Source organism: Zhongshania aliphaticivorans (genome assembly GCF_902705855.1).
GTDB classification, from domain to species: Bacteria; Pseudomonadota; Gammaproteobacteria; order Pseudomonadales; family Spongiibacteraceae; genus Spongiibacter; species Spongiibacter aliphaticivorans_B.
In genome coordinates this window covers 101,206-117,458 of record NZ_CACSIJ010000016.1, presented here as the reverse complement: position 1 = coordinate 117,458, position 16,253 = coordinate 101,206, and the positions used below count along the sequence as shown (strand labels likewise).

The window sequence follows — 16,253 nt, the reverse complement described above, 5'->3', positions numbered from 1 at the left end:
AAAATGAATTTTTATGAGCAGCTTCAATTTGAAACACAAGGTGCGCGTGAGTCGCTTTATGCGATTGAATTTATTCAACGTGGCGTCGGTGGTCAGCTAAGTCTTGATGATTACATCGCATTCTTAACGCAGGCCTATCACCATGTAAAGCATACGGTTCCACTTCTCATGGCTTGCGGTAGTCGCTTACCTGAAAGCTACGAATGGCTACGTGTTGCTGTTGCGGAATACATCGAAGAGGAGCTAGGTCATCAGGAATGGATACTTAATGACATAAACGCCTGTGGTGGGGATGCAGAGGCTGTCCGCAACAGTCATCCCGAGCCGGCAACAGAATTGATGGTGGCTTATGCTTACGACACGATCAATCGAGTTAATCCTATAGGTTTTTTCGGTATGGTTCAGGTGTTAGAAGGTACCAGTATCGCGATAGCCGACAGCGCAGCCGGTGCAATTCAAGCTAGCTTAAGTCTGCCGAAAAAGGCGTTTAGCTATTTAAGTTCTCATGGTGCTTTAGATATTGAGCATGTTGAATTTTTTAAGGGTTTGATGAATCGGATCGAGGATCCGCGTGATCGGCAACAGATCGTTCACAGTGCAAAAATGTTTTACGTTCTATACGGCAATATTTTCCGAGAACTTGGTCTGCGCGAAGGCAGTAGACATGCTGCGTAAACAAATAAGAATGAGGAGTTGCTAAAGCATGACTACACTAACAATTGTGTTAACGGGTGCCTGTGGTGGCATTGGTCGTGCTTTGGCGATTGCATTCGCTAGTGCCGGTCATAAGCTTGTATTAGTGGGTAGAAATGCCGAGGCTCTGGCAGCACTGCGAGATGGTTTGGAAAGGCCGCGAAGCCATCGTTATCTAGTGGCGGATTTGTCGTCGGCCGCGTCAATAATTGAGTTGTGTACAGATATTGCTGATGGTTCTGCGGTAGATGTTTTGGTGAATAACGCGGGTACGTCTTCATTTGGTCTTTTTACAGAGACTGATGATGCGGTAATAGAGCAAATGCTCCAATTAAATGTATTGGCGCCCATGCGCTTATGTAAGGGGCTGATGCCCTTGATGCGCAAAAGCCAGCATGCCATGGTTATTAATATTGGGTCCGGTTTTGGCAGTATTGGCTTCGCCGGGTTTACTGCTTACTGCGCCAGTAAATTTGGCTTGCGAGGTTTTACCGAAGCTTTGCAACGTGAATTTGCCAATGAAAATATGGCGATACACTATCTGGCGCCAAGGGCAGTCAATACGGCTATGAATTCTGCCAACATTGTTGCCATGAATGCCGAGCTAGGCAATAAGGCTGATGAGCCGGAATTGGTAGCTCGCGCTGCGCTTGAACTACTTAGATGCAAAAAGAGTAGTAATCGATACTTGGGATGGCCAGAACGATTTTTCGTCAGCCTAAATGCTTTATTCCCCTCGGTGGTGTCTGCCGCGTTAAAAAAGCAGCTCGCAATTATATTGCGTTACGCTAGGAACTAGGGATCGGTGACGACAATGTATACGCACCAAGCACGGCTCATTATATTTTCGAGTCCCAGCATGGCCAATTGGCTATGGTAGTGATAAAAAGGCAGAAGAGTATTTGCTAAAAGGTTTGACCTTAGCGCCTGAGGATATTGATAGTAATGACGTTTATGCGCTGTATTTGTTTGGGCACGGTGAGGATAACAAGACGCCAGAATATCTTAATCTCGCCTATGTGGCAGCAAATAGAATAGGCAGACATTATGCAGATGAGACGCGTCGTAAAGAGATGCTCATTCTCATGCGTGAGCAAAAGAATAACAAATAATGCCGTGAGCAAGGTGTAAACAATTCATGCGAGTTCTGCTTATTGAGGATGATATATCGCTAGCCGAAGGCATGGTTAAAGCCTTGCATCGCGCCGGTTATGCCGTAGATCATGCGGCAAACGGTGCCGAGGGGCTTCGTTATTTTGAAGCGGCTCAATTAGATCTCTTAATTTTAGATTTGGGTTTGCCCGATATTGATGGACTAGTATTGTTGCGTCAGCTCCGTCAATTACAGACCGGCGTGCCAGTACTTATTTTAACAGCGCGGGACGCTTTGACTGATAAAGTTTCTGGTTTGGACGCCGGTGCCGACGACTATCTCACTAAGCCGTTTGCGTTTGAGGAATTACTTGCCCGTATCCGTGTATTGTCGCGACGAAATACGCCGATACGAGAGCCCGAACTTCATATTGGCAATATTGTTATCAATATAGCGAGTAATGAAGTACGACTGGATGGAGAGTTACAGAAACTATCTCGTCGCGAGTTTGCTATTTTACGTGCGCTGGCAGATCGTCCAGGTCAAGTGTTTTCACGGGAGCAGTTAGAAGAGAAGTTGTACAGTTGGGGCGACGAGGTTAGTAGTAATACTGTTGATGTGCACGTGCATAATTTACGAAAAAAATTAGGCCACAATTTGATCAAAAATATCCGAGGTGTTGGGTTTATTCTTGGGGGTAGTGGGTGAGCTCACTACGCCGATTTCTATTAGTCAGTATTTTATCTGTATTGATGTTAGTCAATTTCATTGCCGCTTTACACGGCTATAAATCAAGCATGGCCGAGGCCGAAAATTTATTTGATCAAAAGCTCACGGCAATGGCGCTGCAATTATCATCCGTGCCTTTACGAAGCCAGAGTAATTCGCCTGCGCCAGATGATGAGCATATGGTGTTTCAGTTGTTTAATGCCGACGGAAAGCTAGTGTGGCGCTCGGTGCATGCGCCGGATCAGTATATCGCGGCTAATGAGGGTTTAAGTGAAAATAATTTTAATGACTATCGTTGGCGAACGCTAAGTTATTTTAACTTTGTGAATGGTCACCGAATAATGATCGCCGAGCGAATGGATCTTCGCTACCGCCTTGCTGAGCGGGTGATTCTTGAATCCATTGTGCCGGTTGTTGTTGTGCTTCCGGTGGCTGCGTTATTGATTTGGTTGATTGTTGGTCATGGTTTAAAAAGTTTGGCGCTGTTAGCGGGGATACTGCGACGGAAGGCGGCCGACGATTTAAGTGCAGTTAATATAGATAATACCCCTATTGAATTGATGCCGGTTATTACGTCGATGAATTCATTGTTGCGCAGACTTGATGATTCATTTGAGCGGGAACGGCGATTTTCTGCCGATGCGGCCCACGAGCTTCGCACGCCAATAAGTGCGATAAAAATGCATTTGCATAATTTGCATGAAGAGTATCCAGAGCATAATTCCTCGCTAAATAGTTTGGAGCGAGACGTGGATCGTTTGGCGCATTTGGTAGAACAAATGTTGCTACTGCATAGAACCACGCCGGATCATTATCCCGCTAAATTTGAGAGCCTTTCACTCGCTGCACTTGCGGGTGAAATTATCGCGGCTAATTACGCTGATTTTTCCGAGAAGGAACAAACTATAGAGGTGCGCGGTGATGAGGGTAGGATAAACGGCGATCGCTTTGCTTTGCGCATAATGCTGCAGAATCTTCTAAACAATGCATACAAATACACCCAGCGTGGCGGCTTTATAAAGGTAATTATCGACACAGGGCCGGACTCGGTTCGATTAACTGTTAGCGATAACGGGCCTGGAATAAGTGCCGAGGTGAAGTCTAGAGTGTTTGAACGTTTCTATCGGGTTGGTGGAGATCGCCATGCCTCAGGCTCATCAGGTTGCGGTCTTGGTTTGTCGATTGTCGAGCATATTGCAGAACTACATCGAGCTACTATTTCAATGTCTGAAGGCGAGGGTGGTATTGGTTTAGCGTTCAAGGTGGCGTTCCCACCTTCACTTATATTCGGTGAGCTGCCATGAAATTACATGATTGTTCGTGTGGAGCGAATGGGTGACGAAATTGCGAATATTATTTTCTAAAAACGGCCTTGTTGTTTTTACATTGGCGTTACTCAGTGGCGCCAATGCCTATGCGGATAAGCCAGAATTTGAGCTGGCAATTGAGCAACATTTGTTTGAGCCTTCGGTCCTCGTTATACCTGCAAATACCAAGGTGAAACTTTGGGTGAGCAATAAAGATTCGACACCTGAAGAATTTGAGAGCTATGAGCTAAATAGAGAGAAAGTGGTGCTTGGTGGCCAGCGAGCGCTAATCTTTATTGGTCCATTGGCACCGGGGGAGTATCCCTTTTTTGGCGAGTTCAATCCCAAAACCGCGCAAGGGAAAATTATTGCCAAGTGAATTGGTGGAGTGAACGGTGTGACAATGAAAAGTGATGTGCCATGTTATTAACCAGCGTAATTATTATCATACGAGAGGTTCTTGAAGCGGCCTTTCTAATAAGTATTATCCTGTCTTTATGCGTTCAGCTAAATTTGACGAGGCATTGGTTTAAGTGGAGCCTTGCCGGCGGTGTTGCCGGTTCTATTGCTTTAGGTAGCCAGTTTGGTTGGGTGTCAAATTTGTTTGGTGGTATTGGTCAAGAGCTTGTAGATGCTGGCTTGCAAGTATTTATATATCTTTGTCTTTTATACATTTGCTTTAAATTCATTGATCACTATTTTAAGCCATCGGGATCGAACGCTACGTTTCGTGCAATTCTGACAGCTGTGATTGCATGCGCAATGACCCGCGAAGGGTCGGAAATTTATATTTATTTGCTCGCGTTTCAAGACCTACCAGAAGGTGGCCTTAGCTTGTATGGCGGTTCAATTATCGGTTTTGGTATAGGGTTTAGTTGTTGTGCTTTATTTTACTATTGGATATTGAGCTTCTCAGTATCCCGCTCATTGCTACTTGGCTGTGTGTTGCTGACCACCATGGCAAGTGGAATGATGCTGCAAGCCGCTAAAATGCTTATTCAAGCGGATTTACTTCCCGATGGTCAGTTGTGGGACAGCAACGGCCTGTTGGCCGAACAAAGTCTTGCTGGGCAACTGCTCTATGCCCTAGTCGGCTATGAGGCTACTCCAGCACCCGCGCAGTTGATGATATATATGGTTAGTGGTTTAACGATGGCGGGCGTGATAATCGCCCGCCATCAATACTGGCGGCACCGGCAATTACCTGAAGAAGCAAATCAGTATGGAAATTAATATTCATCGGCTCGTTATTGGATTTGCTATTTACATCAGTCTAGTAAGTTTAGTTAAGGCTGATGGCTTGGCAGTAGATCGAATTTATGCGCCATATGTAAATAGTTTGGAGAAGGAATTGGAGTATCGCATTAGCAGTGCTGAGGTCGGATCAGGGGCGTCAAATGATTATATTGTCCAGCGATTTGGTTTTGGCGCAGCCGTAAATGACAGTATTGCCCTAGAAGCCTATGTAAGTGCCGAGGGAGAAGGCGACGCCAACCGCTTAAGTGGTTATGAGTTAGAGCTACGCTGGCAACTTAGCGAGCAAGGCGAATACGCCGTCGATTGGGGCGCAGTATTTGAGTATGAGCACAGTCGCGATAGCAAGATTGAGGAGCTAGCAGGAAAGCTAGTCGTATTAAAAGAATGGGGGGCAATGGTGACGACGGCGAACGCCAGTCTTATTTATGAGTCTAGTGAATCTACGGGTGAGGAATTCGAAACCGCTTTGTCATTGCAAGCCCGATATCGTTATCGACCAATGCTTGAACCTGCTTTAGAGTTTTATGCGGCAGAGGATTATCGCGGAATGGGTCCTGTGCTAGTTGGTGCTATTCGTTTAGCGGCGGCAAACAGTTTGCGCTGGGAAGTGGGTACGGTGTTTGGTCTAGATGAAGACAGCGCAGATTATACGTTTCGTTTAATGCTGGAATATGAATTTTATTAGTGTTGCAGCCTTACTTGGTCGCCTTAAAATTCTCTTGTATGGTGTGGCGGAAAAACATGGGGAAGGTGTTTTTAATATAAACCTGCTCTTTCATCATATGGCGCGCACTAATTCCGCGGCTTAGCCTAACGATTACGCCGCGTGGATCTAGTCGATATACCTCGCCCTCAATTTCCTCGCTGTCTTGATTATGAAACAATATGTTACCGCGCAGATACTCACCTATTTGTAGCGGTGATTTTGCTTGTTGGGCCAGCAAAATACCCTGCTCCGAAATTTCTAAAACTCGGTATGCGGTGTCTTTATCCACTGTTAGCGGTGGTTGGGCTGCTCTGGGGTAGGGTAGCCGAAAGAAGCGCCGCAGATTATTTATTTTAGGTGCCATCTATCTGTTGTACCCGATTATGCTAAAAAGGTCGACTAAAAAAATGGCAGCTTACACTGGAATTTCTGCTGCGCGCAAAGCGCGGCGTAGATGTGAATAATCGCTTGCTTGCGGCAGTGTTGGCGGGTGCTCACCTTCCGGAATACAGCCCATTTCTACCAGTGCCCACTTTACCGGAATGGAATTCGGGTCTTCTAATAGTGCTAAGTATAGGGCCTGTAGATGGGTGTCCAGTGCCTTGGCGCCCGCCGAGTCAGCGGATTTTGCTAGGGTATATAGCTTAAGAAGTAAGGCTGGATTGACGTTGGCCGAAATAGATATGCAGCCATTGTAGCCCGCCAAAATCTGCTGACAAGCGCTGGTGTCATGGCCAGCGTACAGGGCGAAGTCTTTGGGTAGTTTTAGCTTGAGTAATTCTTGCGCGCTTGCTGGATTACTAGAGCCATCGATAAAACCATCTATACCTGAAATCAGTGCAAGTTCTGCGATGCCGGTGGGCGATAAAATATTTGAGTGATTGAATTCGGCGCGCACAATGGCGGGTAACTGAGCAGCCTTGGCAAGGGCCGCGAAGTGCTCCAGCAGTTCATTTTTCGAGAATGCGTCGGTGGTTGGCGCGCTGAGTAATACAGCGCTTGCCCCATATTCATTGGCAACGCTGGCGAACTCAAAAGCGTGGTCAATGCTGTCGCTACCGAGGTCGGCAATAATCGGAATTCGCCCGTCTGCCTGCCAAATTGCTCGGCGAAGAAGCTCTGTGCGTTCGTCAGAATCCATTGTTGAGGACTGGCCAGTTGAACCTCCTATGAGCAGAGCAGAGCTGCCGTTGTCCACATGCCAGTCCACCAAGATTTCCACTGTTTCGTAATCAGGTGCGCCGTTGGCGTGAGTGGGGGTAATTAGGTCGACAATAATTCCATTTATCATGTGTTTGCGCCGTGGATTTATGGATATGAAAATTTAGTATAGTCGCGCAATTTAAGCTTGTATAGCGAGTGAACGACGGTGCAAACGACCTCAAAATGTGCGCTATTTTAGTGCCCGTATTTGTAATTAAACCGAGGCGTAAATAGTGCGGTTTGATAGCCAGCGCTGTATGAGTGGTTTCACGTGGGATGGGTGAGATTGCATAATGTATTGGGCTTGGGCGCGCACGTCATCGAGTAAATCTGCGTCTCTTTGTAGGTCGGCAATTTTAAAGGTCATTAAACCAGTTTGCCGTGTACCTAACACTTCTCCTGGGCCGCGAAGTTGCAAATCTTGTTCGGCAATGACAAAACCGTCGGTGCTGTCACGGAGCGCAGCTAAACGTTGTTTGCCGTTGCGAGACAGCGGAGACTGATACAGCAAAACGCAAAAACTTTGGCGGCTGCCGCGGCCAACTCGACCACGTAACTGATGTAATTGAGCTAGGCCGAGACGCTCGGCATTTTCGATAACCATAAGCGAGGCATTGGGTACATCAACACCGACTTCGATGACCGTAGTGGCAACTAATAAATTAAGTTCTGCGGCTTTGAATTGAGCCATTACCTCGGCTTTTTCTTTTGGCTTCATGCGCCCGTGAACCAGTCCCACGCGCAATTCTGGCAGAGTTTCTTTTAACAACTCCCAACTTGCTTCTGCGGCTTGGGCCTGCAATTTGTCGGACTCTTCTATAAGCGTACACACCCAATAAGCCTGTTGGCCACTAGCGCACACAGCGCGCAGGCGCTCCATTACGTCGTCGCGGCGATCATTGGCGAGTACCACGGTGTTCACCGGTGTGCGTCCCGGCGGCAACTCGTCGATGACGGAGGTATCGAGATCGGCATACGCCGTCATCGCTAAGGTGCGGGGAATCGGCGTGGCGGTCATGATTAATTGATGGGGCTGCCCCACATTGGCGGCGGCTTTTTGCTTTAGGGCTAGGCGCTGATGAACACCAAAGCGATGTTGCTCATCAATAATGACCAAGCCGAGTTTGGCAAATTCGACGTCGTTCTGGAACAGGGCGTGGGTTCCCACAGCGACATGGGCGCCGTGATTGGCAATGGCCTCGCTTTGCACCTGCCGTGCTTTGCCTTTGAGCTTGCCGGTCAGCCAAGCAACGTGTAAGCCGAGTGGCTCAAGCCATTGGCTGAAATTTTGATAATGCTGTTCGGCGAGAATTTCAGTCGGCGCCATAATCGCCACTTGGTAACCGCTGCTTACTGCGCGCAACGCAGCTAGGGCGGCGACGGCGGTTTTACCGCTGCCGACATCGCCCTGCACTAAACGCAGCATGGGGGTTTGGCCGTGTAAGTCTTTGGCGATTTCTGCGGCGACACGCTTTTGGGCGCCGGTTAAGGTGAATCCCAATTGTTCTAAAAATGCCTTTTGCAGTTTCTTGGGGCCGTTTAATGGTGGCGCACCAAAGCGCTGGGTTTCACGCCGCAGCTCTTGCAAGGCGAGATTGTGAGCAAGTAGTTCCTCAAAGGCGAGGCGCTGCTGGCTGGGGTGGCGTCCGTCTTGTAATTGGCTGATAGAGGCGTCAGTAGGTGGGTGGTGTAAATAGCGCAGCGCCTCAGCTAAGGTCCAGCGATTGCGGTTTATTTGCGGCGGTAGTGCGTCGGCGGGCAGCCATTCGGTAATAGGGTAGCGATCTAGGTGCTGCAGCGCTTGGTCGCATAATTTGCGCCAGCTCGTCTGGGCAAAGCCTTCGGTGCTTGGGTAGATTGGGGTGAGCCGTTCTTCTATCGCAATAGGGGTGGTTTCGCTAATTACGCTGTATTCAGGATGATAAAATTCTAATCCACCGCTGCCACGCCGGGCTTCGCCATAGCACCGTAATTTGGTGCCGGGGGTGAGCTGAGCCTTTTGCGCGGCGTTAAAATGAAAGAAGCGTAGGGTAGTAGTGCCGGTATTATCTTGTATTCGGCAAACCAAACTGCGGCGGCGGCCAAAGACAATATCGGAAACCAGAACGGTGCCTTCAAACACCACGTCGGTATTGAGTTGCAGTGCACCCAGCGGCGTAATGCGAGTGCGATCTTGGTAGCGCAGCGGCAGATGGAATAATAAATCTTGGATGCTGACTATGCCCAACACCGCCAGCTTTTCCTGCAGGCGTGGGCCTACACCTTTTAAGGCATTCACGCTGATCTGATCTAGTGGTTTTGTCATTAGGCCGCGCTGGTGTTTGAGTTAGCGGCGAATGCCGGCGCGGCGGCTTTAATGGCTTTACTAATAACGTCGATGGCTTGGTGACGGGGAAAGCTAGTGCGCCATGCCAGGGCGACTGTGCGTGTGGGTGGTTTGGCAAACGGTCGAGTGCACAATACGCCGTCGCCATACGGGGCTACCTGCGCAGCGGAAAGTGGCAGTATGGTGATGCCGAGTTTAGAGACCACCATGTGCTTTAGGGTTTCTAAGGAGCTGCCCTCTACAACAGATTGTAATAGGCGGTCGCCGTTGGCAAAGGTTTGGCGTAGGCCTGGGCAGGCGGCCATGACTTGATCTCGAAAGCAGTGCCCTTCGCCGAGAAGGAGGACGTTTTCGTTGAGAAGGTCTTCGTGTTGTAGCTCTGCCTTTTTAGTTAGTGGGTGATCATTGGGTAGTAAGACCACAAAGGGTTCTTCGTATAAGGCTTGGGTAACCACGTCGCTTTCATTAAAAGGAAGGGCGACAATAATAGCGTCTAGTTTGGAGGAGCGTAATCTTTCCCTCAGCGTGCCGGTGAGATTCTCTTCGATATAAAGCGGCATTTCTGGCGCGAGTTCTCTTATCACGGGAATACAGCGAGGATATAAATACGGCCCAACCGTATGAATGGCGCCAATGGCCAGCGGCGTGCCTAGGGGGTCGCGGCCTTGATTGGCTAATTCGCGAATGTGGTCAGCCTGTTCCAGCACAATCTTTGCCTGCCGAATAACCTGCTCGCCGACGGGGGTGGTTTGTATTTGGCCGCGGCTGCGCTCAAATAATGAGATACCTAACTCGTCTTCTAGTTTTTTAATAGCGACGCTCAGGGTGGGCTGGCTGACAAAGCAATTCTCGGCGGCTTTGCCGAAGTGGCCCGTTTCTTTTAAAGCGAGAATGTAGCGCAATTCAGTCAGCGTCATAAATTATCCGGCGTTATAGTTAAACTCTATGGCGCTTAATACTACATTCTCGATAGGGAAAGGCAATCTAATGTCGCCAATCGATAGGTCTTTTTAGAAGCTAAGCAAAATTTTGCCGATGTGTTCACCACCCTCCATTCGTCTATGTGCGGCGCTTACTTCGTCGAAACTAAATACTTTGTCGATAAGGGGGATAAATTTACCCTCTGCGATTAGTGGGTAAACCTGCTCTTCAATCTCTGCGGCTATTTTTGCTTTTTGCTCGCCACTTTGGGCGCGCAGCGTAGACGCGGTGATGGTGAGGCGTTTCATCAACACCGGTACAAAATTGACCTCTGTATTAAAGCCGGCTTGAAAGGCAATGAATACGATACGACCATCGTTAGCCGCGAGTTTTAGATCTTTTTGCACGTAGTCGCCGCCGACCATATCTAAAATAACATCCATGCCCTTGCCGGTGGGCGTGTCGGCTAGCGAGGTGAGGAAATCATCCGTTTTGTAATTTACAGCCTTAATTGCGCCGAGTTTTTCGCATGCCGCACACTTCTCGGCGTTACCAGTGGTGGTATATACATTTGCACCAAAGGCCTTGGCGAGTTGAATGGCGGTAGTGCCAATGCCGCTGCTGCCGCCGTGAACTAAAAAGTTTTCGCCCGCTTTTAAATTGCAGCGCTGAAATACATTGTGCCAAACGGTAAAGAAAGTCTCTGGTAAGGCGGCGGCGTCTCGAAGGCTAATACCTTGGGGAATGGGCAGGCACTGGCTTGCGGGCGCGACGGTATAGTCGGCATAGCCACCACCGTTGCATAGTGCGCAAATCATATCGCCGACTTTCCAGCGGCTTACCTCGCTGCCGATCGCGACGACTTCACCAGAAACCTCTAGACCTAATACGGGGCTTGCGTCGGCAGGTGCCGGATATAAGCCGTAGCGTTGCATTAGGTCGGGGCGGTTGATTCCTGCGGCGGCAACTTTAATCAGCACTTCATTGGCGCCGGGACTCGGCATTGCTTCGCTGCTAATGCTAAGACTGTGGTCGTCCTTGTTTACGCTAACAATGCGGCGGGTAGTGGGAATGCTCATAGTCGTCCTCCTGATTGTTAAGGTGGTAAGATCAGCGCGGAATTTTAGCTGCGGTTTAGATCTGCATATTAACAAAGATTATGACCGACTCAGGCGGGCATTCACAGCGGAGAGCACTTTAGGATGGCTGAGCAAAAATCACTTTTAATTATTGGTTGCGGTGATATTGGCAATGGCTTGGCCGATATTTATTTGGCTAGGGGTTGGCGGGTTCAGGGTATGCGTCGCAAAATCGATAAGCTTTCGGAGGGTGTTGCCGCGCTAGCAGCAGATGTATGTGATCCGCAAAGTGTGGCCAAGTTGGGTCCATTACAGGCAGATTATTTGGTAATCACACTGACGCCTGCGGGCTACGGTGCAGAAGGCTATAGCGCTGTGTTTGAAGACGGGCTAAATACAGTCTTGGCGGCGATGGCGACGCCGCCGAGGTTTGTGTTGTTTGTGTCGAGTACTGGGGTTTATGCCCAAGCGCGTCATGAATGGATAGACGAGCGTAGTGCAACTGAGCCAGATCGTTTTTCCGGTAAAAGTTTATTGAAGGCAGAGCAGATTGTAGCGGCTACTAAATGGCCCTATGCGAATATTCGCTTTGGTGGTATTTACGGCAGCGGACGTTTGCAAATGCTGAGTAAGGTGCTGGATGGCGATTGCGCGCCGGCGGAGCCGGTGCATTACACTAATAGAATTCATCGCGACGATTGTGTCGGTTTTTTAAGTCATTTAATCGACAAGGCCGAGGCGAACGAGGCGATAGAACCTTGTTATCTCGGCGTTGATGATGAGCCGGCAAGTATTCAAGATGTGCAGTCGTGGTTGGCTGCAGAGTTGAATGTGGTTTACGCAACGAAGGGTCAGTCAATCGCTCGAACTGGCAGCAAGCGCTGTGCGAATAAACTATTGCGAGAAAGCGGCTATCAATTGAAATACCCAACATTTAGGCAAGGGTTTGTGCCGGTACTAGATGAGTGGCGTAAAACAGAGGGTAACTAGAAAGATATTGGGCCGATTAACTCGGCCCAATATGATTTATTACAGCGCTAAAATAACTTCCACTTCAATCATGGCGCCCCGTGGTAGCGCAGCGACTTGTACGCAGGCGCGGGCGGGGTAAGGTTCAGCAAAAAACTGTGCCATTACCTCATTTACCTGCGCAAATACACCGAGATCGATTAGCGAAATATTTACCTTGGCGGCGTCGTTCAAGCTTCCACCAGCGGCTTCGGCAACTGCTGACAGGTTTTTAAATACCTGGGTAGCTTGTTCTTTAATACCGCCCTCGATCATTTCCATCGTCTCTGGAATCAAGGGAATTTGGCCAGACAAATACACCGTGCTGCCAACCTTAACCGCTTGGGAATAAGTGCCAATGGCTTGGGGGGCGTTGTTGGTGCTGATGATTTCTTTGTTGTTCATGGTGGCTCCTGATGACTAAGTCAGGCGTCGGGAGTCGGACGTCTGACGGAAAAGCTGTTGGGTGGATGGCGTCCTGCGTCAGACGCCTGACATCCGACGTGTAATTAATGTCTTTCCCGCGTGACCTTAATAACCGCAGGAATATTACGAATTCGACGCATCACATTTGCTAAATGCACCCGCGAGCGCACGCCAACCACAAGGTGGATGGTGCTGATTTTGGGATTTTCGTCTTCTACGCTGATTTTTTCGATGCTGCCATCGGCGCCGTTAACGCGGGTTGCCAGTACAGCGATAATGCCGCGTTGCTTGGTAATTTCTATTTTCATTTCAACCGAGAAGTCGCGGTCGATATTTTCCGCCCAGCTCAGTGGCACGACGCGTTCGGGTTGGCTGCTGAGTTCAATGCTGTTATGGCAGTTTTCGCAATGCACCACCACGCCTTTCTCAGAGCTGACGATGCCGACAATGTGGTCGCCGGGAATGGGGTAGCAACAGCGTGCAAAGTTGACCAAAAAGCCTTCTGTGCCGTGAATGACCATAGACTGTCGGGTAAGTGGCGCGCGGAGTTTGTCGTCACCGTCACGGATTTCATCGCGAAGGTTTATTAGCTGGCGCGCAGTTAAATACGCTACGCGGTTACCCATGCCGATTTGCTCGTAAATATTGTCTGTCGATTTGGCGTGGGTGGAGTCGACGAGTTGAAGCAAATACTTGTCGTCTATATCAGCCAGATTCTCGTCCATACTGGCAAGGGCGCGCTCCAACATACGGCGGCCTAAGGTAAGAGCTTCGGTTTTACGCTGATGTTTAAGGTGGTGGCGAATGCCCGTGCGAGCTTTTGCCGTGACTACAAAGTGCAGCCACGCCGGATTGGGTTGCGCGCCGGGGGTGGTGATAACTTCGACTGTTTGGCCACTTTGTAGTGTTTCTGATAAGGGGGCTAAGCGACGGTTAATTCGGCAGGCGACGCAGCTATTGCCGATGTCGCTGTGCACAGAGTAGGCAAAATCGACGGCGGTGGCGCCGGCGGGTAATTCCATAATGTCACCGCGTGGCGTGAAGACATACACCTCGTCGGGGAATAAATCGATTTTGACGTTCTCGATAAACTCTAGCGAATCACCCGCGCGTTCCTGCATCTCTAATAAACCCTGCACCCATTGACGGGCGCGGGCGTGACTGGAGTTGCGCTTAGGCTCTTGTTCGTTGGACTTATACAGCCAGTGTGCGGCAATGCCGTTGTTGGCCATTTCTTCCATTTCGTGGGTGCGGATTTGAATTTCTATCGGCACGCCCTCTAGGCCAAATAACACGGTGTGCAAAGACTGGTAGCCGTTGGCTTTGGGAATGGCGATATAGTCTTTAAATTGCCCCGGAACAGGTTTGTACAAGCTGTGTACGCAACCTAAAACACGGTAGCAGGAGTCGACCGAGTCAACCACGATGCGAAACGCATAGAGATCCATAATCTCTTTTAGTGACTTTCGCTTGTTGCGCATTTTGGTATAAACGCTGAACAGGTGTTTTTCACGACCAATCACGTTGGCGGTGTGGCCTTCTTCAGTGAGGCAGTTTTCTATATTTTCACGAATGCTCGAAATGGTTTTTTTGCGGTCGCCAAAGCGGGTGGTAATCGACTTTTTAATACGTCGCGCGCGCATGGGGTGCATGGACATAAAGCCCAAGTCTTCAAATTCAACCCGAATATTGTGCATGCCTAGCCGTTGGGCAATGGGTGCGTAAATTTCTAGGGTTTCGCGAGCGATGCGTCGGCGCTTTTCCGGCGGCATGGCGCCAAGGGTGCGCATATTGTGGAGGCGGTCGGCCAGCTTCACCAATATGACGCGAATGTCTTTGGCCATTGCGAGGGCCATTTTCTGAAAGTTCTCAGCCTGTTGCTCAGCTTTAGACTGAAACTCAATGCGGGTCAGTTTAGACACGCCGTCAACCAGCTCAGCTACCACGTCGCCAAACTGATTACTTAGTCCTTCTTTGCTTACACTTGTGTCTTCGATCACATCATGCAGCATGGCAGCCATCAAGCTTTGGGCGTCCATATGCATTTCAGAAAGAATGGTGGCAACAGCTAAGGGGTGGGTGACGTAAGGTTCACCGCTGCGGCGGTTCTGACCTTCGTGGGCTTGTTCGGCGTAATAGTAGGCTCGCCGAACCTGATTAACTTGATCGGCAGAAAGGTAGTCAGAAAGAGATTTTGCAAGGGCGTCAATCGATCCCGCCGGCTCAACTTTGCCAGGCTTAGGATTGAAAAAACTGTATTGATGCATTGGCGCCCCTGTCAGACGCAGAATTACAGTGCAGCAGCGCCTAGTTCAGCGCTTAGATCCAGCTCTGGTTCTTCTGCAGTAGTGTTTGCAGCCATGACTTCTTCACGGGTAATTTTGCCTTCGGCAAGTTCGCGCAAAGCGATTACTGTAGGCTTGTCGCCTTCTTCAGGAACAAGAGCGTCTTTCCCGCCAGTGGCAAGAGCGCGGGCGCGTTTGCTCGCAACCATTACTAATTCAAAGCGGTTATCGACAGCTTCTAGGCAGTCTTCAACAGTAATTCGGGCCATGATCTATATCCTGCGTACTAAATAAAATCAGCGCACAAATTGTGCGCTGTCAATTACGTGTTAGTTTAACAAATAGCCAGCGCTTATGACAGTAGTGCAGAAAGTAAAGCTTGATGCCGTAATTGTTGGCTGGCGAGAGTTAGGCGATGGCTGCGAACAATGGCTTCTAAGTCTGCTAGCGCAGTATTGAAATCATCGTTGATGACCACGTAATCGCTTTCAACATAATGAGACATTTCCGCGACGGCGGCATCCATGCGCCGTTGAATTACCGCGCTATCGTCTTGGCCGCGACCTGTTAAGCGTTCATTCAAGGCCTCTTTCGATGGCGGCATAATAAAAATAGCCACCGTGTTAGGCATTAGGCGGCGAACCTGTTGCGCGCCCTGCCAATCAATTTCCAGAATGACATCCTCGCCAGCAGCAAGTTGAGACTCAACCCACAGCTGTGACGTGCCGTAAAAATTATCAAATACCTGCGCGTGCTCAAGAAACGCCGACGCGTTTAGCATCTGCTCAAACTCGGCGTGGCTAACGAAATGATAATTCACACCATCTTCCTCGCCGGGGCGCATGGGTCGAGTGGTATGCGATACCGACACCCCCAGCCGAGGCGTGTGCGCCAACAGCTTAGCAACCAAACTGGTCTTCCCTGCGCCAGACGGCGCGGAAATGGTATAGAGCGTACCTTGACTGTGCATAGCGAAAGGGGCGTCCTTTGTATCGTGTTCGCGACGGTGGGCGCGATGAAGATTAGGGATTATACGACCTGATTGGAGGGGCGTCACGGGCTGTTAAGAGAATGATAGCGGCTGGTAAAGTCGTCTCAATCGAGGTAGGTCTACAAAACATGACTAAATAAGTTAGCTTAGGTTTTGTAGACTTTTGCAGCAAAGCTATGCAGTTTGCTCATTAAGTTGGGTAGTGGCAGAAAGGCTAGCCTTAGCATTC

Annotated in this window: 18 protein-coding genes; 9 read left to right on the top strand and 9 right to left on the bottom strand. The window is 49.3% G+C overall.

Features of this window, described 5'->3' with window-relative positions:
• The first annotated feature begins 3 nt into the window (after window positions 1-3).
• The 8 genes from GVJ32_RS16315 (at window position 4) to GVJ32_RS16280 (ending at window position 5,764) form a co-directional block, all read left to right on the top strand.
• Entirely contained in the window at window positions 4-675 is a 672-nt protein-coding gene (locus tag GVJ32_RS16315) for a TenA family transcriptional regulator (RefSeq protein WP_159241143.1), read from the top strand.
• A gap of 28 nt (window positions 676-703) precedes the next feature.
• Window positions 704-1,492, top strand: coding sequence for an SDR family oxidoreductase (locus GVJ32_RS16310; RefSeq protein WP_159241142.1), 789 nt, complete (start codon window positions 704-706; stop codon window positions 1,490-1,492).
• Window positions 1,493-1,595: 103 nt separating this feature from the next.
• A complete protein-coding gene (locus GVJ32_RS16305; RefSeq protein WP_159241141.1) occupies window positions 1,596-1,805 on the top strand; it encodes a hypothetical protein in 210 nt (69 codons plus the stop codon).
• A gap of 26 nt (window positions 1,806-1,831) precedes the next feature.
• A complete protein-coding gene (locus GVJ32_RS16300) occupies window positions 1,832-2,494 on the top strand; it encodes a response regulator (RefSeq protein ID WP_159241140.1) in 663 nt (220 codons plus the stop codon).
• Complete coding sequence (locus GVJ32_RS16295; RefSeq protein ID WP_159241139.1) at window positions 2,491-3,819, top strand: sensor histidine kinase; 1,329 nt, start codon at window positions 2,491-2,493, stop codon at window positions 3,817-3,819. The genes GVJ32_RS16300 and GVJ32_RS16295 overlap by 4 nt, the downstream gene beginning before the upstream one ends.
• Before the next feature lie 31 nt (window positions 3,820-3,850).
• Entirely contained in the window at window positions 3,851-4,201 is a 351-nt protein-coding gene (locus tag GVJ32_RS16290) for a cupredoxin domain-containing protein (RefSeq protein WP_435808092.1), read from the top strand.
• A gap of 41 nt (window positions 4,202-4,242) precedes the next feature.
• Window positions 4,243-5,055 carry an FTR1 family protein gene (locus tag GVJ32_RS16285; protein WP_159241138.1) on the top strand — a complete coding sequence of 271 codons (813 nt, stop codon included), beginning with the start codon at window positions 4,243-4,245 and terminating at the stop codon, window positions 5,053-5,055.
• On the top strand, window positions 5,045-5,764 hold the full coding sequence (locus tag GVJ32_RS16280) for a hypothetical protein (protein WP_159241137.1): 720 nt from the start codon (window positions 5,045-5,047) through the stop codon (window positions 5,762-5,764). The genes GVJ32_RS16285 and GVJ32_RS16280 overlap by 11 nt, the downstream gene beginning before the upstream one ends.
• Window positions 5,765-5,774: 10 nt before the next feature.
• On the opposite strand, the gene GVJ32_RS16275 is transcribed toward GVJ32_RS16280, so the two are convergent.
• The 5 genes from GVJ32_RS16275 to GVJ32_RS16255 form a co-directional block, all read right to left on the bottom strand.
• Window positions 5,775-6,149 (bottom strand): hypothetical protein, encoded by a 375-nt coding sequence (locus GVJ32_RS16275; protein ID WP_159241136.1) that lies wholly within the window; start codon window positions 6,147-6,149, stop codon window positions 5,775-5,777.
• 51 nt (window positions 6,150-6,200) lie between these two features.
• On the bottom strand, window positions 6,201-7,076 hold the full coding sequence (locus tag GVJ32_RS16270; protein WP_159241135.1) for a dihydrodipicolinate synthase family protein: 876 nt from the start codon (window positions 7,074-7,076) through the stop codon (window positions 6,201-6,203).
• A 126-nt stretch (window positions 7,077-7,202) separates the two neighbouring features.
• A complete protein-coding gene (gene recG, locus GVJ32_RS16265) occupies window positions 7,203-9,293 on the bottom strand; it encodes an ATP-dependent DNA helicase RecG (protein WP_159241134.1) in 2,091 nt (696 codons plus the stop codon).
• Entirely contained in the window at window positions 9,293-10,231 is a 939-nt protein-coding gene (locus GVJ32_RS16260) for a hydrogen peroxide-inducible genes activator (protein ID WP_159241133.1), read from the bottom strand. The genes recG and GVJ32_RS16260 overlap by 1 nt, the downstream gene beginning before the upstream one ends.
• A gap of 93 nt (window positions 10,232-10,324) precedes the next feature.
• Window positions 10,325-11,314 (bottom strand): NAD(P)H-quinone oxidoreductase, encoded by a 990-nt coding sequence (locus GVJ32_RS16255; RefSeq protein WP_159241132.1) that lies wholly within the window; start codon window positions 11,312-11,314, stop codon window positions 10,325-10,327.
• Window positions 11,315-11,437: 123 nt separating this feature from the next.
• On the opposite strand from GVJ32_RS16255, the gene GVJ32_RS16250 reads away from it, so the two are divergent.
• Complete coding sequence (locus GVJ32_RS16250) at window positions 11,438-12,304, top strand: SDR family NAD(P)-dependent oxidoreductase (protein ID WP_159241131.1); 867 nt, start codon at window positions 11,438-11,440, stop codon at window positions 12,302-12,304.
• Window positions 12,305-12,343: 39 nt separating this feature from the next.
• On the opposite strand, the gene GVJ32_RS16245 is transcribed toward GVJ32_RS16250, so the two are convergent.
• From GVJ32_RS16245 to gmk, 4 genes are all read right to left on the bottom strand, one after another.
• The gene (locus GVJ32_RS16245; protein WP_159241130.1) at window positions 12,344-12,727 is read right to left on the bottom strand and encodes a RidA family protein; all 384 of its coding nucleotides are present in this window, start codon (window positions 12,725-12,727) and stop codon (window positions 12,344-12,346) included.
• 104 nt (window positions 12,728-12,831) lie between these two features.
• Window positions 12,832-15,015, bottom strand: a complete 2,184-nt coding sequence (locus GVJ32_RS16240; protein WP_159241129.1) for a RelA/SpoT family protein — start codon at window positions 15,013-15,015, stop codon at window positions 12,832-12,834.
• A 23-nt stretch (window positions 15,016-15,038) separates the two neighbouring features.
• On the bottom strand, window positions 15,039-15,302 hold the full coding sequence (rpoZ, locus tag GVJ32_RS16235; protein WP_159241128.1) for a DNA-directed RNA polymerase subunit omega: 264 nt from the start codon (window positions 15,300-15,302) through the stop codon (window positions 15,039-15,041).
• 83 nt (window positions 15,303-15,385) lie between these two features.
• Window positions 15,386-16,003: a guanylate kinase gene (gene gmk / locus GVJ32_RS16230; RefSeq protein ID WP_159241127.1), complete on the bottom strand. Its 618-nt coding sequence runs from the start codon at window positions 16,001-16,003 to the stop codon at window positions 15,386-15,388.
• Window positions 16,004-16,253: the final 250 nt, after the last annotated feature.